This is a genomic window from Streptomyces sp. 5-10 (assembly GCF_014712245.1).
Classification (GTDB): domain Bacteria; phylum Actinomycetota; class Actinomycetes; order Streptomycetales; family Streptomycetaceae; genus Streptomyces; species Streptomyces violaceusniger.
Genome location: NZ_JACVYG010000021.1, coordinates 46,888 through 70,305, shown reverse-complemented (window position 1 = coordinate 70,305; position 23,418 = coordinate 46,888). Strand labels below are relative to the sequence as shown.

Sequence of the window (23,418 nt, the reverse complement as noted above, 5' to 3'; positions counted from 1 at the left end):
TGGTCAGTCCAGTCGCGTCGTAATCTCAACTGAGAGAAGAGTCTGAGGTCGTGATGTCGGAGAACTCCCTGGTGCGTGACGGGCACATCGCGGTCGTCGGTATGGCATGTCGCGTGCCGGGCGCATCGACTCCGGATGAGTTCCGGCAGTTGCTGCGCAATGGAGAGAGCGCCATCACGGAGATCCCGGCGGACCGGTATGCCGATGAGCTCCGGGACGCCGGTATTCGATTCGGCGGATTCGTCGAAACGGCAGCCGAGTTCGATCCGGAGTTCTTCGGGATTTCACCCCGAGAGGCACGGGCGATGGACCCCCAGCAGCGACTCGCGCTGGAACTGTGCTGGGAGGCCCTGGAGAACGCCGGACTCGTCCCCGCACACCTCGAGGGCAGCCGCACCGGCGTCTTCATCGGCGCCATCGCCGACGACTACGCGGCACTGGTCCACCGCGGCGAACCGGCCGCCATCACCCAGCACACCCTCACCGGCCTGAACCGCGGCATCATCGCCAACCGGGTCTCCTACGCCCTCGGGCTGCGCGGCCCGAGCGTGGCCGTGGACACCGGGCAGTCCTCCTCCCTGGCCGCCGTGCACCTGGCCTGCGAGAGCCTGCGGCGCGGCGAGACCGAGACCGCCGTCGCGGGCGGCGTCCAGCTCAACCTCGCCCCCGACGGCTTCATCGCCGCCTCCCGGTTCGGCGCCCTCTCCCCGGACGGCCGCTCCTTCACCTTCGACGCCCGCGCCAACGGCTATGTGCGCGGCGAGGGCGGCGGCCTCGTCGTGCTCAAGCGGCTCCCGGACGCGCTGCGCGACGGCGATCCCGTGCTGTGCGTGATCCGCGGCTCCGAGGCCAACAACGACGGCGGCGGCGACAGCCTCACCACCCCCGCGGCCCACGGGCAGGAGGCCATGCTGCGCGCCGCCTACGAGCGCGCCGGGGTCGACCCCGCCCGGGTCCAGTACGTCGAACTCCACGGCACCGGCACCAAGGTCGGCGACCCGGTCGAGGCCGCGGCGCTGGGCGCGGTCCTCGGCGCCGGCCGGGCGGACGGCGCGCCCCTGCGAGTCGGCTCCGCCAAGACGAACGTGGGCCACCTCGAAGGCGCGGCCGGTGTCACCGGCCTCATCAAGACGGTGCTCTCGCTCGCCCACCGAGAGCTGTTCCCGAGCCTCAACCACGAGACGCCGAACCCCGCGATCCCCCTGGACACCCTGGGCCTGGCGGTCCAGACCGCCCTCGACGCATGGGCCCCGGGGAGGGATGCCCCACGGCTCGCGGGCGTCAGCTCGTTCGGTATGGGCGGCACCAATGTGCACATGGTGCTTCAGGAGGCACCCGCCGACGCCCCGGCCGCGGAGCGCCCGACGGCCCTCGACACGGTGCCGTGGGTGCTCTCGGCCCGCGGCGAGGCGGCGCTGCGGGCCCAGGCGCGGCGGCTGCGGTCGTATGTGGCGGCGCGGCCGGAGCTGGAGCCGGTGGACGTGGGCTACTCGCTGGCGCTGACCCGGTCCGCCTTCGGCCACCGGGCGGCGGTCGTCGGCCGCGACCGTGAGGAGCTGCTGAACGGTCTTGAGCGACTCGCCGCGGGCCTGGTCCCGGGCGCGGTGGCGGGCAGTGGCGGTACGGCGTTCCTGTTCACCGGTCAGGGCGCTCAACGCCTCGGCATGGGGCGGGAGTTGTACGCCGCGTTCCCGGTGTTCGCGGCGGCGTTCGACGCGGTGTGCGCGGAGCTGGACCGTCATCTGGACGGCTCGGTGCGGGAGGTGGTCTTCGGCGCGGACGCCGAGGCGCTGGACCGGACGGTGTTCACCCAGACCGGGCTGTTCGCCCTGGAGGTGGCGCTGTTCCGGCTGGTGGAGTCCTTCGGTATCGCGCCGGACTTCCTGGTCGGGCATTCGGTGGGGGAGCTGGCGGCCGCCCATGTGGCGGGGGGGTTCTCGCTGGAGGACGCCTGTGCGCTGGTGGCGGCCCGGGGCCGGCTGATGCAGGCCCTGCCCGGCGGCGGTGCGATGGTCTCCCTCCAGGCCCCGGAGGCCGAGGTGCTGCCGCATCTGGCCGGTGACGAGGACCGGGTGAGCGTGGCCGCGGTCAACGGCCCGTCGGCGACCGTCATCTCCGGTGAGGAGGCGGCGGTGCTCGCGGTGGCGGACGCGGTGGCGGTGAAGAGCAAGCGGCTGAGCGTCTCGCATGCCTTTCACTCGCCCTTGATAGAGGGAATGCTGGCCGAGTTCGCCGAGGTGGCGGGCCGGATCGGCTACTCCGCACCGCGTCTGGCGATCGTCTCCAACGTCACGGGCGAGTTGGCGGGCGAGGAGGTGTGCGCGCCGGAGTACTGGGTGCGCCATGTGCGTCAGGCGGTGCGCTTCGGGGACGGCATACGGTTCCTCGAGGCCCAGGGCGTCACCCGCTTTGTGGAGCTCGGACCCGCCGGTGTGCTCTCCGCCATGGGCCGCGAGTGCGTCTCCGGTCCGGCCGCGTTCATCCCCCTCCTGCGCAAGGACCGCGACGAGGCCGAGGCGCTGCTCTCCGGTGTCGCCCAGGTACACGCTCACGGTGGCGAGGTCGACTGGGAGGCGGTGTTCGCCGGGCGCGGTGCGCATCGGGTGGCGCTGCCCACGTACGCCTTCCAGCGGCAGCGCTACTGGCTGGACACCGACCTCCCCGGCACCGAGGACGCCACCACCGGTGAACCCCTCTCGTGGCGCGAGGAGTTCGCCGCCCTGGCGGATGGCGCCGAGCGCGAGCGCGTGGCGCTGGAGCTGGTCGTTACGCACACCGCCTGGGTGCTGGGCTCCCCGGGACCCGACGCCGTCGACCCCGAGAAGATCTTCAAGGACCTCGGCTTCGACTCGCTGATGTCCGTCGAGCTGTGCAACCTCCTCAGCACCGCCACCGGAACCCGGCTCGCCGGGACCGTCCTCTTCGACCACCCCACCCCGCTGGCCCTCTCCCACCATCTCCAGGACGTGGTGGTGGGCTCCCCGGCGTCCGCGCCCCCGCGCCCGGCCGCCACCCGGACCGTCGCCACCGACCACGACGACCCGATCGCCATCGTGGCGATGAGCTGCCGCCTCCCCGGCGGGGTGCGCACCCCCGAGCAGCTGTGGCAGCTGGTCAGCGAGGGCCGGGACGCCATCGCGGGCTTCCCCGCCAATCGGGGCTGGGACCTGGAGGGGCTCTACGACCCGGACCCGGCCCGCCACGGCACCAGCTATGTGCGCGAGGGCGGATTCCTCTACGAGGCCGACCAGTTCGACCCGGCCTTCTTCGGCATCAGCCCCCGCGAGGCCCAGGCGATGGACCCCCAGCAGCGGCTGCTGATGGAGACCGCGTGGGAGGCGTTCGAGCGCGCCGGGATCGACCCCACCACGCTCAAGGGCAGCGACGCCGGGGTCTTCGTCGGCGCCATGCCGCAGGACTACGGGCCGCGGATGGACGAGGCGTCGGAAGGGTTCGAGGGCTATCTGCTGACCGGCGGCACCACCAGCGTCGCCTCCGGCCGGATCGCCTACACCTGGGGTCTCCAGGGCCCGGCGGTCACCGTCGACACGGCCTGCTCGTCCTCCCTGGTGGCCCTGCACATGGCCGTACGGTCGCTGCGCCAGGGCGAGTGCTCGCTGGCGCTGGCCGGCGGCGCCACCGTGATGTCCAGCCCCGGGATCTTCGTGGAGCTGAGCCGCCAGAAGGCGCTCTCGCCCGACGGCCGCTGCAAGGCGTTCTCTTCCGACGCCGACGGCACCGGCTGGGGCGAGGGCGTGGGCATGGTGCTGCTGGAGCGGCTGTCGGACGCGCGGGCGTACGGCCACCGGGTGCTGGCCCTGGTCCGTGGCTCCGCCACCAACCAGGACGGCGCGAGCAACGGCCTCACCGCCCCGAGCGGCCCGGCGCAAGCGCGGGTCATCCGGCAGGCGCTGGCCGACGCCGGGCTGACCGCGGCCGATGTGGACGCGGTCGAGGCCCACGGCACCGGCACCTCGCTCGGCGACCCGATCGAGGCCGGGGCGCTGCTGGCCACGTACGGCCAGGGCCGCGCCGAGGACCGGCCGCTGTGGCTGGGCTCGCTGAAGTCCAACGTCGGCCACCCCCAGGCGGCCGCGGGCGTGGCCGGTGTCATCAAGATGGTGATGGCGCTGCGCCACGGCGTCCTGCCCCGGACCCTGCACGTACACGAGCCCTCGCCGCATGTGGACTGGTCGTCCGGGGCCGTGGAGTTGCTGACCGAGGCCCGGCCGTGGCCGGAGCCGGAGACCGGGCGGCCGCGCCGCGCGGGCGTGTCGTCCTTCGGTATCAGCGGCACCAACGCACACGCCATCCTGGAGCAGGCCCCGGCCGAACCGGCCGCCGGCCACGACGAGCCGCGCCCGGCGGCCCCGGGGCTGCCCGTGCTGCCCTGGGTGCTGTCCGGGCGCACCGAACAGGCCCTGCGCACCCGGGCCGAGCAGCTGCGGGACCACCTGGCCGACCACCCCGGCACCGACCTCGCCGCACTCGGCCACGCCCTTGCCACCACCCGCACGGCCTTCGGCCACCGGGCGGTGATTCTCGGCCGGGACCGGGACCGGCTCCTGGACGGCCTCGGCGCGCTCGCGCAGGGCACCCCGGCGCCCCACGTGGTCCAGGGCACGGCGGGCGGCCGGCGGAAGACCGTGTTCGTCTTCCCCGGGCAGGGCTCGCAGTGGATCGGGATGGCGCTCCCGCTGTGGGACGCCTCGCCGGTCTTCGCGGAGCGGCTGGAGGAGTGCGCCGACGCCCTGGAGCCGTTCCTGGACTGGTCGTTGCGCGATGTGCTGCGCGGTGTGCCGGGCGCGCCGTCGCTGTCCCGCATCGATGTGGTGCAGCCCGCGCTGTTCGCGGTGATGGTGTCGCTGGCGGCGCTGTGGCGCGGTCACGGCGTCGAACCGGCCGCGGTGGTCGGCCATTCGCAGGGCGAGATCGCCGCCGCGTACGTGGCCGGAGGGCTCTCACTGGAGGACGCCGCCAAGGTGGTGGCCCGGCGCAGCCAGGCGTGGGCCGAGCTGAGCGGCAAGGGCGGCATGCTCTCGGTGCTCGCGTCGGCCGGAACGGTCGCCGAACGGCTGCGGCCGTGGAGCGAACGGCTCGGCATCGCCGCCGTCAACAGCCCCGGCACCGTGACCGTCTCCGGCGACCCGGAGGCCCTGGACGCCTTCATGGCCGAGCTCGCCGCCGACGGGGTGAAGTCCCGCCGGGTGCCGGGCGTGGACACCGCTGGGCACTCCCCGCAGGTCGACGGGTTGCGCGAGCGGCTGCTGCGCGAGGTGGCGGGGGTACGGCCGCGCCCCTCGCGGATCGCGTACTACTCCACGGTGACCGGCGGGCCGCTGGACACCGCCGAGCTCGACACCGACTACTGGTACCGGAACATGCGCGAGCCGGTGGACTTCGAGCGGGCCACCCGGGCGCTGCTGGCCGACGGCCACACGGCGTTCATCGAGTGCGCCCCGCACCCCATGCTCGCCATGTCGCTCCAGCAGACCGTCGAGGACGCGGGCGGGAACGCCGCCGTCGTCGGCACGCTGCGCCGGGACGAGGGCGATCCGGAGCGCTTCGCGGGCTCGTTCGCCGAGGCGTATGTGCAGGGTGTCGAGCCGTCGTGGGACGCCGTGTTCGAGGGCGCGCCGGGGCGGGGCGGGGTTGCCGAGGAGCTGCCGACGTATCCGTTCCAGCGGCAGCGGTACTGGCTGGACAAGCCGGTCGCGGCCGGCGATGTGGCGGCGGCCGGACTCGACGCGGCCGGGCATCCGCTGCTCGGCGCGGCGGTCCCGCTGGCGGGCGCCGACGACCACCTGTTCACCGGCCGGATCTGCGCACAGGACCACCCCTGGCTGACCGAGCGCACCGGCCCGGACGCGGCCGTGCTCCCCGGCAGCGCCCTCGCCGAACTGGCGATCCGCGCGGGCGACCAGGTCGGCTGCGGCCGGATCGGGCAACTGTCCCTGGACGCGCCGCTGGTGCTGCCCGAGAAGGGCGCCGCGGTGATCCAGGTGCGCGTCGGCGCCCCGGACGGCGGGGGCTCGCGCGCCCTCAGCGTCCACGCGCGCGCCGAGGGCGCGGACTCCGACGAGCCGTGGACGCGGTATGCCACGGCGGTCCTGGGCACGGGTGCTCCGGCCGACGGCATCGGCCTCACCGCGTGGCCTCCGGCCGACGCCGTCCCGGTGGAGGTGGCGGGAGGCGCCGTCGCCGCCTGGCGGCTCGGTGCGGACCTCTACGTCGAGGTGGGGCTGACCGAGGCCGAGGAGGCCGACGCCGGGCGCTACGGATTGCACCCGGTGCTGCTGGAGTCGGCGCTCGACGCGGTGGAGGCCCCGGGCGACGGCGGCGGGTCCCGGCTGGCCGCCGCATGGAGCGGTGTCGCCCTGCACGCCACGGGCGCCACCGCGTTGCGGGTGCGGCTGACGCCGACGGGTCCCGATACGTACGCGGTCGTCGCGGCCGACCCGAGCGGCGCCCCGGTGGCCTCGGTGGACCGGCTCGTACTGCGCGCGGTGGACACGCCCGAACCCATCGGCGGCCGCTCCGCACTCCACCCGTCGCTGTTCCGCCTGGAGTGGCCCGCGGTGTCCGCCACGGACACCACCGAGACCGGGACTCCGGCGAGCTGGGCGGTGCTCGGCCCCGACCCGCTCGGGCTCTCCGCGGCCGTGGACGCGGTGCCCTACGACGAGACGGCGGACGCGCCGGACGCGGTGCTGGTGCCGTGCGTCGCCGAGGGCGACGGCGACGTGGCGGAGGCGGCCCACGCGGCCACCCACCGAGCGCTGGCGCTGATCCAGCGCTGGATCTCCGATGACCGCCTGGGCTCCTCCCGGCTGGTGTTCCTCACCCGCGGCGCGGTCGCGGCCGCCCCCGGCGAAGAGGTCCCGGACGTGGCCCACGGCGCCGTATGGGGCCTGGTGCGCTCGGCCCAGTCCGAACACCCCGGCCGCTTCGTCCTCGTCGACCTCGACGCCGAGCCGGAGTCGGCCACCGCACTCCCGACCGCGGTGGCTTCCGGCGAACCCCAGTGCGCGGTCCGCGAGGGCCGAGTGAGGGCGCCCCGGCTGGGGCGGGTGGCGAGGGGGACGGGGGTCGCCGAGGTCGCCACCAAGGCCGCCGAGGTCGCCGCCACCAAGCCCGCCGAGGCTGCCGCCACCGGGGTCACTGGGCCCGCCGCCACCCAGGTTGCTGACACTGCCGCCACCGGCGCTGTCGAGGCCACCGGCCCCGAGGCCATCGGGACTGGCGAGATTGCCGACCCTCGGTCGACCGGGGCTGCTGCCACCAACGGGGCCGGTGCCACCGGCACTGCGGCTGCCGCCATCGGGGTCACCGAGCCCGCCGATGCCGCCGCCACCCGGCCTACCGGGGCCGCCGCTACGGGGGTTGCTGACGCCGCCGCCACCGGGGCTACCGGGGTTGCCGAGGTCGCCGACCCCCGGGCCACCGGGCTCGCCGACAGCCACCGACCGCTGAATCCCGAAGGCACCGTCCTCATCACCGGTGCCACCGGGACGCTCGGCGGGCTCGTCGCCCGCCATCTGGTCGGCGAGCACGGCGTACGGCATCTGCTGCTGGTCAGTCGGCGTGGGCCCGCGGCCGATGGCATGGACGAACTCCGCTCCGAACTGGCCGAGTTGGGAGCCACCGTCACCGTCGCCGCCTGCGATGCGGCCGACCGGAATGCGCTCGCCGGGCTTCTCGGCGCGATACCCGCCGGGCATCCTCTGACGGCCGTGATCCACGCGGCGGGTGTGCTCGACGACGGCGTCGTGGACGCGCTGAACCCCGAGCGGCTGGACCGGGTGCTGCGGCCCAAGGTGGACGCCGCGTGGAATCTGCACGAGCTGACCGCGGACCACGACCTGGCCGCCTTCGTCCTCTACTCCTCCGTCGTCGCCACCATCGGCAACGCCGGACAGGCCAACTACGCCGCCGCCAACGCCTTCCTGGACTCCCTCGCCCAGCACCGCAGGGCCCACGGCCTGGCCGCCCAGTCCCTCGCCTGGGGCCTGTGGGAGCAGCGCAGCGGCATGAGCGGGCATCTGGACGACGCCGATGTGCGGCGCATGGCGCGCTCCGGCATCCGCCGGCTGCCCAGCGCCGAGGGCATGGAACTCTTCGACGCCGCGCGGGCGGCGGGCGACGCCACGCTCGTGCCCGTCCGGCTCGACTTGGCCGAGCTGCGCAAGCGCGCCGCGAGCGCCGCCACCCCCGGCCAGGACGCCGTACCCGCCTATCTGCGCGGCCTGGTCAGGACGCCGGTCCGGCGCGTCGTACGGGCCGGTGGCGGAGGCGGAGGCGCGGCCGCGGAGAGCGACGAGAGCTCGTTCGGGCGGCGCCTGGCCGCCCTGCCGGCGGCCGACCGGGACCCGTTCCTGCTGGATCTGGTGCGGGAACACGCGGCGGGCGTGCTGGGGCTCGCCGCCCCGGACGACATCGAGGCCACCCGCGCCTTCCGGGAGGTCGGCTTCGACTCCCTGACCGCCGTGGAGTTGCGCAACCGGCTGGGCGCCGCCACCGGGCTGCGGCTGCCGACCACCCTCCTCTTCGACTACCCGACCCCCGCCGTGCTGGTGGACCACTTGCGGCGCGAGGCACTGGGCGAGCGGGAGGACGTGGCGGCCGTGGTGGCCGCCGTCCGCCCCGCCGACGACGATCCGATCGCCATCGTGGCCATGAGCTGCCGGCTGCCCGGCGGGGTCCGCGGCCCCGAGGACCTGTGGGAGCTGGTGGCGGACGGCCGCGATGTGATCTCCACCTTCCCGACCGACCGCGGCTGGAACGTCGAGGAGCTGTACGACCCCAACCCCGATACGCCGGGCAGGAGTTACGCCAAGGAAGGCGGCTTCCTCTACGACGCCTACGACTTCGACCCCGAGTTCTTCGGGATCTCCCCGCGCGAGGCGCTTGCCATGGACCCCCAGCAGCGGCTGCTGCTGGAGACCTCCTGGGAGGCGCTGGAGCGGGCCGGGATCGACCCGCACTCCACCAAGGGCAGCACGGCGGGCGTGTTCATCGGCTCCACCGGCCAGGACTACGCCTCGCGGCTGGGCGAGATCCCCGAGGACATGGAGGGGTATCTGCTGACCGGCAAGGCCGCCAGCGTGGTCTCCGGCCGCATCGCCTACTCCCTCGGCTGGGAGGGCCCGGCGCTCACCATCGACACCGCGTGCTCCTCCTCCCTGGTCGCCATCCACCAGGCGGCACAGGCGCTGCGCCAGGGCGAGTGCTCGATGGCGCTGGCGGGCGGCACGACGATGATGTCGACGCCGAGCCTGTTCATCGAGTTCAGCAGGCAGCGCGGGCTCGCCCCCGACGGCAGGTCGAAGGCGTTCTCCTCCGACACCGACGGCACCAGCTGGGGCGAGGGCGTCAGCATGGTGCTCCTGGAGCGGCTGTCCGACGCCCGGAAATACGGCCACGAGGTGCTGGCGCTGGTGCGTGGCTCCGCCGTCAACCAGGACGGCGCCAGCAACGGCCTCACCGCCCCCAACGGCCCCTCCCAGCAGCGGGTGATCCGTCAGGCGCTGGCGAACGCCGGGCTGTCGGCCGCCGATGTGGACGCCGTCGAGGCGCACGGCACCGGCACCACGCTCGGCGACCCGATCGAGGCCCAGGCCATCCTCGCCACCTACGGCCAGGGCCGGGAGGCCGAACGGCCGCTGTGGCTGGGCGCGTTGAAGTCCAACATCGGCCACACCCAGGGCGCGGCCGGTGGCGCCGGTGTCATCAAGATGGTCATGGCGCTGCGCCACGGCCTGCTGCCCAGGACGCTCCACGTCAAGGAGCCCACCCCGCACGTGGACTGGACGGCCGGGGCCGTCGAGCTGCTGACCGAGGCCAGGGAGTGGCCCGCGGGCGAGCGGGTGCGGCGCGCCGGGGTGTCCGCCTTCGGCATCAGCGGCACCAACGCCCACCTCATCCTGGAGGAGCCGCCCGCCGACCCGGCCATCGAACCTGAGCCCGAGTCGGAGCCGTCGGTGCGCACCGATGTGGTGCCGTGGATGGTGTCCGGCCGTACCGAGGGCGCGTTGCGCGCCCAGGCGGAGCGGCTGCGCTCGTATGTGGCGGCGCGGCCGGAGCTGGAGCCGGTGGATGTGGGCTACTCGCTGGCGCTGACCCGGTCCGCCTTCGGCCACCGCGCGGCGATCGTCGGCCGCGACCAGAGGGAGCTGCTGAGCGGGCTGGAACAACTGGCCACGGGCGTCACCCCGGGCACGGTGGCCGACGACGAGGGCAGGACGGCGTTCCTGTTCACCGGCCAGGGTGCCCAACGTCTGGGCATGGGGCGGGCGTTGTGCGCCGCGTTCCCGGTGTTCGCGGCGGCGTTCGACGCGGTGTGCGCGGAGCTGGACCGTCATCTGGGCGGCTCGGTGCGGGAGGTGGTCTTCGGTGCGGATACCGAGGCGCTGGACCGGACGGTGTTCACCCAGACCGGGCTGTTCGCCCTGGAGGTGGCGCTGTTCCGGCTGGTGGAGTCCTGGGGCCTGGCGCCGGACTTCCTGGTCGGGCATTCGGTGGGGGAGTTGGCGGCCGCCCATGTGGCGGGGGTGTTCTCGCTGGCGGACGCGGCCGCTCTCGTCGCGGCCCGAGGTCGGCTCATGCAGGCGCTGCCCGAGGGCGGTGCGATGGTGTCGCTGAAGGCGCCGGAGGCCGAGGTGCTGCCGCATCTGGCCGGTTACGAGGACCGGGTGAGCGTGGCGGCGGTCAACGGCCCGGTGGCGACCGTCATCTCCGGTGAGGAGGCGGCGGTGCTCGCGGTGGCGGACGCGGTGGGGGTCAAGAGCAAGCGGCTCGGCGTCTCGCACGCGTTCCACTCGCCGCTGATGGAGGGAATGCTGGATGCGTTCGCCGAGGTGGCGGCCGGGATCACCTACGCCACGCCGGGCATCGCGATCGTCTCGAACCTCACGGGCGAGCCGGTGGGCGAGGAGGTGTGCGCGCCGGAGTACTGGGTGCGCCATGTGCGTCAGGCGGTCCGCTTCGGGGACGGCATACGGTTCCTCGAGGCCCAGGGCGTCACCCGCTATGTGGAGCTCGGANCCGCTTCGGGGACGGCATACGGTTCCTCGAGGCCCAGGGCGTCACCCGCTATGTGGAGCTCGGACCCGCCGGTGTGCTCTCCGCCATGGGCCAGGAATGCGTCTCGGGTCCCGCCGCGTTCATCCCCCTCCTGCGCAAGGACCGTGACGAGGCCGAGGCGCTGCTCTCCGGTGTCGCCCAGGTACACGCTCACGGTGGCGAGGTCGACTGGGAGGCGGTGTTCGCCGGGCGCGGTGCGCATCGGGTGGAGCTGCCCACGTACGCCTTCCAGCGGCAGCGCTACTGGTTCGACCCCGCCACGCCGGGAACGCCGACCGCCGCCGCCACGGACGCGTCCTCCGTGGAGGCCCGCTTCTGGGAGGCGGTCGAGCGCGAGGACCTGGAGGCGCTGACCGCCACCCTGGAGATCGACCAGCAGGCGCGGCTCGGCGAACTGCTGCCCGCGCTCTCCTCCTGGCGCCGGGGCCAGAGCGACCGCGCCACCGTGGACTCCTGGCGCTACCGGATCACCTGGTCCCCGGTGGCCGTCGAGGAGCGTACGGCGCCGCTGCCCGGCACCTGGTGGGTGGCCCTGCCCGAAGGCCGGGCGGACGGCGCGCTGGTCGCCGCCGTGGCGGCCGCCCTCGACCGGCGCGGGGCGCGCGTCGTACCCCTCAGCGTGGCCACGGCCGACCGTGACGCGCTCGCCGAGCGGCTGCGCCACGAGGCGGACACCGGTGGCACACCGGCCGGTGTGCTCTCGCTGCTCGCCCTCGACGACGTCCCGCACCCCGAACACGCCGCGCTCACCACCGGTCTGGCCCTCAACGTCGGGCTGATCCAGGCGCTGGGCGACGCGGGGATCGCCGCCCCGCTGTGGCTCGCCACCACCGGCGCCGTGTCGGTGAGCGGATCCGATCCGCTCGGCAGCCCCGCACAGGCCGCCACCTGGGGCCTCGGCCGGGTGGTGGCCCTGGAGCACCCGCAGCGGTGGGGCGGTCTGATCGACCTCCCCGGGGACCTCGACCAGCGGATCGCGGACCGGCTGTGCGCCGCGCTCTCCGGCATCGCCGGCGGCAGCGGCCCGGAGGACCAACTCGCGCTCCGCGACGCCGGCGTGTTCGTCCGGCGGCTGGTCCGGGCGCCGCTGCGGACACCGGGCCGGGAGAGCTGGAAACCGCACGGCACCGTGCTGATCACCGGCGGCACCGGCGGGCTCGGCGCCCAGGTCGCCCGCTGGCTGGCCCGCTCCGGCGCCGAACACCTCGTGCTCACCAGCCGCCGTGGCACGGCCGCCCCCGGCGCCGCCGAACTCCGCGACGAGCTGGTCGCGCTGGGCGAGGGCGGTGTCCGGGTGACGGTGGCGGCGTGCGACGTCCGCGACCGCGACCAGGTGGCGGCGCTGCTGCGCCGGATCACCACCGGAGGCGACCCGGTGCACGCCGTCTTCCACGCCGCGGGCGTCGTGGAGTTCTCCCAGCTCGCCGACAGTACGGTGGCCGACTTCGCGGAGATGGCCGACGGCAAGGTCCTGGGCGCCGCCCATCTGGACGCGCTGCTGGACCGGGACCACCTCGAGGCGTTCGTGCTCTTCTCGTCCATCGCCGCCACCTGGGGGAGCGGCGGACAGAGCGCCTACGCGGCCGCCAACGCCTACCTGGACGCGCTCGCCGAGCACCGCGAGGCCCGCGGCCTCCCCGCCACCTCGGTGGCCTGGGGCCCCTGGGCCGACCACGGCATGATCGAGCACGGCGAGGTGGCGGATCACCTCAGCCGCCGTGGACTGCCCGCGATGGCACCGGAGTTGGCGGTGACCGCGCTGAGCGAGGCGCTGCACACCGGCGAGACCTCCCTCGTCCTCGCCGATGTGCGCTGGGACCGCTTCGTCCCCGGCTTCACCGCCGCGCGCCCCCGGCCGCTGATCGGCGAGCTGCCGGAGGTGCGCGACACCCTCGCCACCACGGCGGCCCCCGACGCCACCGGGCCGGACGACGCGGCGGACACCTTCCTGGCGAGCCTGGCGGACCTGACGGGCGAGGACCTGGACCGTGCCCTGCGGGACCTGGTGCACGCCCAGGCGGCGGCCGTACTCGGCCACTCCTCGTCCGACGCGGTCGCCGGCGGCCGCCCGTTCAAGGAGCTGGGCTTCGACTCGCTCACCGCCGTCGAACTGCGCAACCGGCTGGCCGCGGTCACCGGACTCGACCTGCCCGCCACCCTCGTCTTCGACTACCCGGCGCCCGCGCCACTGGCCGACTACCTCCGCGGCGAGCTGCCGTCGGCCCGCCCGGCGGACGCGCGCACCCTCTTCGACGACCTGGACCGGTGGGAGTCCGCGCTGCCGGAGCTGATGGCCGACGACGGGGTGCGGGAGCGGTTGACGGGGCGTCTGAACGACCTCATGGCGAAGTTGGGCGGCACACCCGGGGAACACACCGGCGGGCCGTCCCCCGACACCGACCTCCTCGCCGCTACCGCCGACGAGGTCTTCGACTTCATCGACAACGAATTCGGGGCTTCCTGATGGCGAACGAGAACGAAGAGAAACTCCTCACCTACCTCAAGCGGGTCTCCTCCGACCTCAAGCAGGCCCGTGACCGGCTGGAGCGGATCGAGGCCGACGAGCGGGAGCCGATCGCCATCGTCTCGATGGGCTGCCGCTTCCCCGGCGGTGTCCGCTCGCCGGAGGACCTGTGGCGGCTGGTGGCCGAGGGCCGCGACGCGATCTCGGAGTTCCCCGCCAACCGGGGCTGGGACGTCGATGGGCTCTACGACCCCGACCCGGGCCGGTCCGGCACCTGCAACACCCGCGAGGGCGGCTTCGTCCACGACGCCGACCAGTTCGACCCGGCCTTCTTCGGCATCTCCCCGCGCGAGGCGCTGGCCATGGACCCGCAGCAGCGGCTGCTGCTGGAGGTGTCCTGGGAGGCGATCGAACGCGCGGGCATCGACCCGCTCTCGCTGAAGGGCACCAGGGCCGGGGTCTATGTGGGGCTCGCCTCGTTCCAGTACGGCGGGGACCCGCAGTACGCCCCGCAGAGCGTCGAGGGCCATCTGCTCATCGGCAACGTCTCCAGCGTGGCCTCCGGCCGGATCTCCTACACCCTCGGCCTGGAGGGACCGGCCATCACCCTGGACACCGCATGCTCCTCGTCGCTGGTGACCATGCATCTGGCGGCCCAGGCGCTGCGCCGCGGCGAGTGCTCGCTGGCGCTGGCCGGAGGGGTGGCGGTCATGGCCACCCCGGGTGTCTTCGTCGAGTTCAGCCATCAGCGCGGGCTGGCCGCCAACGGCCGCTGCAAGTCCTTCGCCGCGGGCGCCGACGGCACCGGCTGGGGCGAGGGCGCGGGCATGGTGCTGCTGGAGCGGCTGTCCGACGCCCGCCGCAACCGCCACCCGGTCCTCGCCGTGCTGCGCTCCAGCGCCATGAACCAGGACGGCGCCAGCAACGGCCTCGCCGCGCCCAACGGCCCCGCCCAGCGCCGGGTCATCGAGGCGGCGCTGACCGCCGCCGGGCTCACGGTGGACGACGTCGACGCCGTCGAGGCCCATGGCACGGGCACCGCGCTCGGCGATCCCATCGAGGCGGGCGCGCTGCTCGCCACGTACGGCAAGGGCCGCACCTCCGGCCATCCGCTGTGGCTCGGCTCGCTCAAGTCCAACATCGGCCACACCCAGGCGGCGGCCGGGGTCGGCGGCGTCATCAAGACGGTGATGGCGCTGCGCCACGGGACGCTGCCCAAGACACTCCACGTCGAGCAGGCGTCCCCGGCCGTCAACTGGTCCTCCGGCGCGGTCGAGCTGCTGACCGAGGCCCGGGAGTGGCCCGAGCGTGGACGTCCGCGCCGCGCCGGGGTGTCCGCGTTCGGCGTGAGCGGCACCAACGCCCATGTCATCCTCGAACAGGCCCCACCCGCCGGGGAGGACGAGGAAGACGAGGCCCCCGCCCTCGACGGGACCGCGCTCGGTGGCTCCGCGATCCCCTGGGTGCTCTCCGGCAGGAGCGAAGCGGCCCTGCGGGCGCAGGCGGAGCGGCTGCTGGCGCATCTGAACGAGCGCCCCGAGGTGTCCCCGGCCGACGTCGGCCACTCGCTCGCCATCGGACGGTCGGCCTTCGAATACCGCGCCGCGGTGGTGGGCGTGGACCGCCCCCAACTGCTGGGCCGCCTGGAGGCGTTGGCCTCCGGAGGGGCGTCCGCGGGCGTGGTGCGCGGCGAGGGCGCGGCGGTGCCGGAGGCCCGTCCGGTGTTCGTGTTCCCGGGGCAGGGGTCGCAGTGGGTGGGGATGGCGGTGGAGTTGCTGGATGCTTCGCCGGTGTTCGCTGGGCGGATCGCGGAGTGTGAGGCGGCGCTTGCAGCGTTCGTCGACTGGTCGCTGACTGAGGTGTTGCGGGGTGAGGGTCCGGGGTTGGAGCGGGTGGATGTGGTGCAGCCGGCGTTGTGGGCGGTGATGGTGTCGCTGGCGGAGGTGTGGCGGGCGTGTGGTGTGACTCCCGCCGCCGTGGTGGGGCATTCACAGGGGGAGATCGCGGCGGCGGTGGTGGCGGGTGCGCTGTCGCTGGGGGACGGGGCCCGGGTGGTGGCCCTCCGCTCGCAGGCCATCGCCCGTGGCCTGGCCGGACACGGCGGCATGATGTCCGTGTCGCTCCCGGTCGAGGAGGTGCGGGAGCGGATCGCCGCGTGGGAGGGCCGTATCTCCGTGGCGGCGGTCAACGGTCCGGGCTCGATCGTGGTGTCCGGCGATCCGGAGGCGCTGCGGGAACTCCAGACGGAGTGCGAGTCGGAGAACGTCCGGGCGAAGCTGATCCCGGTGGACTACGCCTCGCACTCCGCCCAGGTGGAGCAGATCCACGACGAACTGCTGCGGATCCTCGCCCCCATCCGGCCGCGCGCCTCGCGGATCGTCTTCCACTCCACCGTCACCGGTGAACCCCTGGACACGGCTGGGCTCGATGCCGCCTACTGGGCGCGCAACCTGCGGGAGACCGTGCAGCTCGAAGCGGCCACCCGGGCGTTGCTCACCAGTGGCCACCGGCTGTTCGTGGAGGTGAGCCCACACCCCGTGCTGGCCGCCGCCATCGAGGCCACCGTCGAGGCCGCCGAGGGCTCGGCCGCCGTCATCGGCACCCTGCGCCGCGAGGAGGGCGGCCCCGAGCGGCTGTTGCTCTCGCTCGCCCAGGGCTACGTCCACGGCGCGGAGGTGGACTGGCGGGGGCTGTTCGCAGGGCGGGGCGCCAGGCGTGTCGACCTTCCCACGTACGCGTTCCAGCGCGCCCGCTACTGGGTCGAGCCCCAGGCCGGCCCCGTCGCCGAGGCGGCCACCGGCCCGGCGGAGGCGGAGTTCTGGACCGCGGTCGAGAAGGCCGACCTGGACACGCTGACGGCCACACTGGGCGCGGCCGCCGACGCACCGCTCAGCGAGGTGCTTCCGCTGCTCTCCTCATGGCGGTCCCGGCTGAGCGACCAGGCGGTGCTCGACTCGTGGCGCTACCGCATCGGCTGGCAACCGCTCGACGGCCGGCGGACCCCCACGCTCCCGGGCCGCCTGCTGGTGGCGGTGCCCGCCGAGGCATGGGCGACTGATGCCGAGGCCGTCACCGCCGGGCTCGCCGCGCTCGGCGTCGAGGTCGTCGCCGTACGCGTGGGACCGGACGACACCGACCGCGCCCGGCTCGCCGCCCGTATCACCGATTCCCTGGCGGACGCCGGGGCACCCGGCGGCGTGATGTCCCTCCTCGCTCTCGACGAGACACCGCACCCGGAACACCCCGGCGTCCCCACCGGGTTCGCCACCACCCTCGACCTGGTGCGGGCGCTGGGCGAGGCGGGCGTCGACGCGCCCCTGTGGTGTGTCACCCGCGGCGCCGTCTCGACCAGCGGCGCCGACCGGCTCGACGCCCCGGCGCAGGCCCTCGTCTGGGGCCTGGGCGGTGCGGTCGCCCTGGAACACCCCCAGCGCTGGGGCGGTCTGGTCGATCTGCCCGGGACGCTCGACGAGGGTTCCCTCCGGGCCCTCGCCAGCGCCCTGACCGGCCAGGACGGCGAGGACCAGCTGGCCATCCGCGCCTCGGGCACCTTCGCCCGGCGGCTCCGGCGGGCCGGGGCCGGCCGCTCCGCTGAGCGCTGGCAGCCTCGCGGCACCGTACTCATCACCGGTGGCACCGGAGGCATCGGCGCCCAGATCGCCCGCGGGCTGGTCGACGAGGGCGCCGCACACGTGGTGCTGGTCAGCCGCCGGGGGCCCCGGGCCCCGGGCGCGGCCGAGCTGGAGGCCGAACTGACCGAGCGCGGCGCCCGGGTGACCCTCGCCGCCTGCGATGTGGCCGACCGCGAGGCCGTGGCCCACCTGCTGGACCAGGTCACGGACAACGGCGCGGACCATCCGCTCACCGCCGTGGTGCACGCCGCGGGCGCGCTGGACGACGCCACCGTGGACGCGCTCACGCCCGAGCGGGTCGAGGCCGTGCTGCGGCCCAAGGTGGCGGGCGCGCGCCATCTGCACGAGCTCACCCGGGACGTGGACCTGGACCTCGACGCGTTCGTCCTGATCTCCTCGATCGCCGGCACCGTGGGCGCGGCGGGTCAGGGCAACTACGCGGCGGCCAGCGCGTATCTCGACGCGCTCGCCCAGCTGCGCCGCGCGGACGGCCTGCCCGCCACCTCGGTGGCCTGGAGCGCCTGGGCGGGCGGCGGAATGATCGACGGCGAGGTGGCGGACCAGCTGCGACGGCGTGGCGCGCCGCCCATCGACGGCGCACGGGCGCTGGAGCTGCTGCGGCAGACGGTGGCGCAGGGCGATGGCGTCCTCGTCGCGGCCGACATCGACTGGGGCCGTTTCGCCCCCGCCCTGTCCGCCACCCGGCCGCTGCCACTGCTCGCCGACCTCCCCGAGGCGGGCGGCACCGGGCAGGACCCGGCCGGAGCGGAGCGGGAGGAGGCCGGTGGCGGCGCCGCGCTGCGCGCGCGGCTCGCGGAGCTCGGCCCGGCCGACCGCCACACCGCCCTGGTGGAGCTGGTGAGCGAGCAGGCGGCCGCGGCCCTCGGCTACGCCGACGCGGGCGCGGTCGAGACCGGACGGGCCTTCAAGGAGCTGGGCTTCGACTCGCTCACCGCCGTCGATCTGCGCAACCGGCTGAACGCCGCCACCGGGCTGCGGCTGCCGGTCACCCTCGTCTTCGACTACCCCACCGCCGACGACCTCGCCGTGCTGCTGCGGGAGGAACTGCTGCCATCGGGCGGGGAGTCCGTGGACACCGTGGCGCTCGCCGAGCTCGACCGCGTCCAGTCCACCCTCGCCGCCCTGGAGCTGGACGACATCGAGTCGGCCACGGACGACGAGATGTTCGCGCTGCTCGACGGGGTGTTCGAGCTGCTGGGCCGGGATCTGACGGCCCCGTGAACCGCCGCGCCACCGCCCCGGCCGCCACCGACGTTCCGGCCCTCTTGAGGAGCTGACGACCATGGACAACGAGAAGAAGCTGCGCGACTACCTCAAGCGGGCCACCGGCCACCTCCGCGCCGCACACCGCCGGATCCAGGAGCTGCAGGCCCCCGAGCCCATCGCCATCGTGGCGATGAACTGCCGCTACGCGGGCGATATCCGGTCCCCCGAGGACCTGTGGCGGGCCGTGGCCGAAGGCCGGGACGGCATGGGCGACTTCCCGGCCGACCGGGGCTGGGACCTGCCGAACCTCTTCGACCCGGACCCCGACCGCGAGGGCCGCACCTACGCCCGCCAGGGCGGATTCCTCCAGGACGTGGACCAGTTCGACCCGGCGTTCTTCGGCATCTCGCCGCGCGAGGCCCTTACCATGGACCCGCAGCAGCGGCTGCTGCTGGAAGTGGTCTGGGAGACCTTCGAACGGGCCGGAATCGACCCGGGCACCCTGCGCGGCAGCGACACCGGCATCTTCATGGGCGCCACCGACTTCGACTACGCCCGCGATCTGACCGAGCTTCCCGAGGGGCTCGAAGGCCAGATGTCCATGGGCGCATCGGGCGCCATCCTCTCCGGCCGGGTCGCCTACACCCTGGGCCTGGAGGGACCGGCCGTCACGGTCGACACCATGTGCTCGTCCTCGCTGGTGGCCCTGCACATGGCGTGCCAGGCGCTGCGCCAGGGCGACTGCTCGATGGCGCTCACCGGCGGCACCACGGTGATGTCCACGCCGAGCGGGTTCATCGAGTTCAGCCGCCAGCGGGCGCTGTCCGCGTCCTCCCGCTGCCAGGCGTTCTCGTCGACGGCCGACGGCACCGCCTGGGGCGAGGGCGTCGGAGTGCTGCTGCTGGAACGGCTCTCGGACGCCCGCCGCAACGGTCACACCGTGCTCGCGGTGGTCCGCTCCAGCGCCATCAACCAGGACGGCGCCAGCAACGGCCTCACCGCGCCCAACGGCCGTGCCCAGCAGCGGGTGATCCGCCAGGCGCTGGCCAACGCCACCCTGTCCGGGACCGATGTCGATGCGGTCGAGGCACACGGCACGGGGACGTCGCTGGGCGACCCCATCGAGGCGAACGCCCTGCTGGCCACGTACGGCAGGAACCGCCCGGCCGACCGGCCGCTGTGGCTCGGCTCGCTGAAGTCCAACATCGGCCACACGGCCGCCGCCGCCGGGGTCGGCGGTGTGATCAAGATGGTGCAGGCGATCCGCCACGGCATGCTGCCCAGGACCCTGCACATCCAGGAGCCGTCGCCCAACGTGGACTGGTCCTCGGGCGCCGTCGAACTGCTCACCGAGGCCCGGCCGTGGCCGGAGACCGGGCGGGTCCGCCGCGCCGGGGTGTCCGCCTTCGGCGCCAGCGGCACCAACGCCCACGCCATCATCGAGCAGGCCCCCGAGGCCACCGGGCCCGCGGACACGTCAACCGAGGGCGTGGCGCCGGTGGGCGGCGCGGCGGTGCCGTGGGTGCTGTCGGCCAAGACCGAGTCGGGTCTGCGGGGCCAGGCGGAGCGGCTGCTGGCGCGCCTCGCGGAGGGTCCGGAGCCGTCCCCGGCGGATGTGGGCTTCTCGCTGGCCACCACCCGCGCCCGCTTCGACCACCGCGCGGTGGTGGTCGGTGGCGGCGCCGAGGACTTCCGCGCCGGGCTGACGGCGCTCGCCCGGGCCGAGCCCGGTGGCCGCGTGGCCCAGGGCGTGGCGGGCCACGCCGGGAAGCCGGTGTTCGTGTTCCCGGGGCAGGGGTCGCAGTGGGTGGGGATGGCGGTGGAGTTGCTGGATGCTTCGCCGGTGTTCGCGGGGCGGATCGCGGAGTGTGAGGCGGCGCTTGCAGCGTTCGTCGACTGGTCGTTGACCGGGGTGTTGCGGGGTGAGGGTCCGGGGTTGGAGCGGGTGGATGTGGTGCAGCCGGCGTTGTGGGCGGTGATGGTGTCGCTGGCGGAGGTGTGGCGGGCGTGTGGTGTGACTCCCGCCGCCGTGGTGGGGCATTCGCAGGGGGAGATCGCGGCGGCGGTGGTGGCGGGTGCGCTCTCGCTGGAGGACGGGGCGCGGGTCGTCGCACTCCGCTCGCAGGCCATCGCCCGTGGACTGGCGGGCCGTGGCGGCATGATGTCCGTCTCGGAGGGCGCCGACCGGGTGCGTGAGCGCATCACCGCGTGGGACGGGCGTATCTCCGTGGCGGCGGTCAACGGTCCGGGTTCGATCGTGGTGTCCGGCGATCCGGAGGCGCTGCGGGAACTCCAGGCCGAGTGTGAGGCCGAGGACGTACGGGCGAAGCTGATCCCGGTGGACTACGCGTCCCACTCGGCCCATGTGGAAGCGCTCCGCGAGGAGCTGCTCGACCTGCTCGCCCCGATCCGCCCGCGCACCTCGGACATCACCTTCCACTCCACCGTCACGGGCACACCCCTGGACACCGCGGGCTTGGACGCCGGGTACTGGTACACCAATCTGCGGGAGACGGTCGAGCTGGAGTCGGCGGTGCGGGCTCTCTCGGCCGCCGGGTTCGGCACGTTCCTGGAGACGTCCCCGCATCCGGTGCTGACGATGCCGCTCNCGCCGAGGACGCCGTGGTGGTGGGGTCGCTGCGCCGCGACGAGGGCGGTCCCGAGCGGTTCCTGGCCTCGCTGGGCGAGGCGTTCGTCCGGGGCGTGGCCGTCGACTGGGCGGCGGTGTTCGCCGGGCTGGGCGCGTCCGTGGTGCAGCTGCCCACGTACGCCTTCCAGCGGCAGCGCTACTGGCTGGAGCGGCCCACGGCGCAGGCGGCCGCCACCGGGGGCGACCCGGTGGACGCCGAGTTCTGGGACGCCGTGGAGCGCGAGGACCTGGCCGCGCTGACCGCCGCGCTGGAGGTGGACGCCGACGAGGAGCGGTCGTCGCTGCGGACCGTGCTCCCGGCGCTGTCCTCCTGGCGGCGCGGCCGCCGCGAGCGGTCCGTACTCGACTCCTGGCGCTACCACGTCACCTGGAACCGGGTGCCGGACCCGGCCTCGGCGGCCCTGACCGGCACCTGGCTGCTCGCGGTCCCGGCCGCACACCTCGTCGGACACCCCGCCGGACACCCCGCCGGACACCCCGGCACCGAGCTCATCGACGCCGTACGCGACGGTCTGGAAACCCACGGCGCCACAGTGGTCACGGTCGAGGTGGCCGAGGCCGACCGCGCCGCGGTCGCCGCGCGGCTCGCCGAGGCCACCGCCGGGGCCACCCCGGCCGGAGTGCTCTCGCTGCTCGGGCTCCCCGACGCACCGCACCCCGCACACGCGGGCGTGCCCATGGGCCTCGCCCTCACCCTCGCCCTCGTCCAGGCGCTCGGCGACACCGGGCTGGACGCCCCGCTGTGGCTGGCCACCCGTGGTGGCGTGTCCACCGGCGGCACCGACGCCCTCGACAGCCCCGCCCAGGCGGCCGTATGGGGGCTGGGCCGGGTCGCCGCCCTCGAACACCCCCAGCGGTGGGGCGGCATGGTCGACCTGCCGGACACCGTGGACGGCCGGGTGACCACCCGGCTGTGCGGCGCGCTCGCGGGCCGCCTCGACGACGAGGACCAGCTGGCCCTGCGGCCCTCCGGGGTGTTCGTCCGGCGGCTGGTACGGGCCGCGGAGCACCGGGGGAGCGGCCCCGCCTGGACGCCCGAGGGCACCGTGCTGCTCACCGGCGGCACCGGTGGCGTCGGAGCCCAGATCGCCCGCCGGCTGGCCCAGGCCGGTGCCGAACACCTGGTGCTCACCAGCCGCCGTGGCCCCGAGGCGCCCGGCGCGGACAAGCTCAGGGCCGAACTGACCGAGCTCGGCGCCAAGGTCACCGTGGCCGCGTGCGACGTGGCCGATCGCGCCGTGCTGGAGGCGCTCGTGCGGCAGGTGGAGGCCGAGGGCCCGCCGATCCGTTCCGTCCTGCACATCGCCGGTGCCGGTGTGCTCGTCCCGCTCGCCGACACCGATCTGGACGAGTTCGCCGACACGGCGGAGGCCAAGGTCGCGGGCGCCGCGAACCTGGACGCCCTCTTCGACCGCGACACGCTCGACTCCTTCGTGCTCTTCTCCTCCATCTCGGCCGTCTGGGGCAGCGGCGAACACGGCGCGTACGCCGCCGCCAACGCCTACCTCGACGGGCTCGCCGAACACCGCCGGGCCCGCGGCCTCACCGCCACCTCGGTGGTGTGGGGCATCTGGAGCCCCGAGGAGGGCGGGATGGCCGCGGGCCTCGCCGAGGAGCAACTGCGCGGCCGGGGTATCCCGTTCATGCCCCCCCGGCTCGCCATCGACGCCTTCTGGCAGGTGATGGAGCGGGACGAGACCGTGGTCGTGGTCGCCGACGTGGACTGGGAGCGGTTCGTCCCCGTCTTCACCTCGGCCCGGCCCAGCCCGCTCATCGGCCAGGTGCCCGACGTGGCGCGGATCCTCGCGGCCGACGCCGGCACCCGGGCGGACGCGACCGGCGAGTCCTCCTCGCTGCGCGACCGGCTGGCCGAGTTGGCCCCGGCGGACCGGCAGGCGGCCGTGGTGTCGCTGGTGCGCTCGCAGATCGCCACCGTACTCGGCTACCCCGGCCCCGAGGCCGTCGACGCCACGCGCGCCTTCCGCGAGCTGGGCTTCGACTCCCTCAGCGCCGTCGACCTGCGCAACCGCCTGGGCACCGCCACCGGGCTCCGCTTCCCCGTCACCGTCGTCTTCGACTACCCCAGCGCGCAGGAGCTCGCCGGGCACATCGGCGCCGAACTCTTCCCCGACGACACCGCCGCCACCGCCCTCGACCCCGAAGAGGCCGACGTCCGCCGGGCGTTGACCTCCATCCCCCTGCTCCGGCTCCGCGAATCCGGACTGCTGGACGAGCTGCTGCGGCTGGCCGGATCCCAGGGCCCCGCCACCGCACCGGCGGACGAGGAGCCCGCCGAGTCCATCGACGACCTGGACGTGGATGACCTCGTGCGCATGGCCTACGACAAGAACGACCTCTGACGA

The 23,418-nt window shown here is 74.6% G+C and carries 2 protein-coding genes and 3 pseudogenes; all 5 read left to right on the top strand.

All coding sequences use genetic code 11. The annotated features are described in order from the left end of the window. Positions 1 to 53: 53 nt before the first annotated feature. Positions 54 to 5,999: pseudogene (locus IEJ02_RS51405) on the top strand (type I polyketide synthase); the annotation flags it as partial. Next, positions 5,994 to 13,297, top strand: a pseudogene (locus IEJ02_RS51400) (SDR family NAD(P)-dependent oxidoreductase); the annotation flags it as partial. The pseudogenes IEJ02_RS51405 and IEJ02_RS51400, both read left to right, overlap by 6 nt. Before the next feature lie 233 nt (positions 13,298 to 13,530). Further along, the gene (locus IEJ02_RS23165; protein WP_498067095.1) at positions 13,531 to 18,420 is read left to right on the top strand and encodes a type I polyketide synthase; all 4,890 of its coding nucleotides are present in this window, start codon (positions 13,531 to 13,533) and stop codon (positions 18,418 to 18,420) included. Positions 18,421 to 18,481: 61 nt separating this feature from the next. After that, positions 18,482 to 20,950: pseudogene (locus tag IEJ02_RS51105) on the top strand (type I polyketide synthase); the annotation flags it as partial. 80 nt (positions 20,951 to 21,030) lie between these two features. Then, the gene (locus IEJ02_RS51100) at positions 21,031 to 23,415 is read left to right on the top strand and encodes an SDR family NAD(P)-dependent oxidoreductase (protein ID WP_498067093.1); all 2,385 of its coding nucleotides are present in this window, start codon (positions 21,031 to 21,033) and stop codon (positions 23,413 to 23,415) included. Positions 23,416 to 23,418 lie beyond the last annotated feature (3 nt).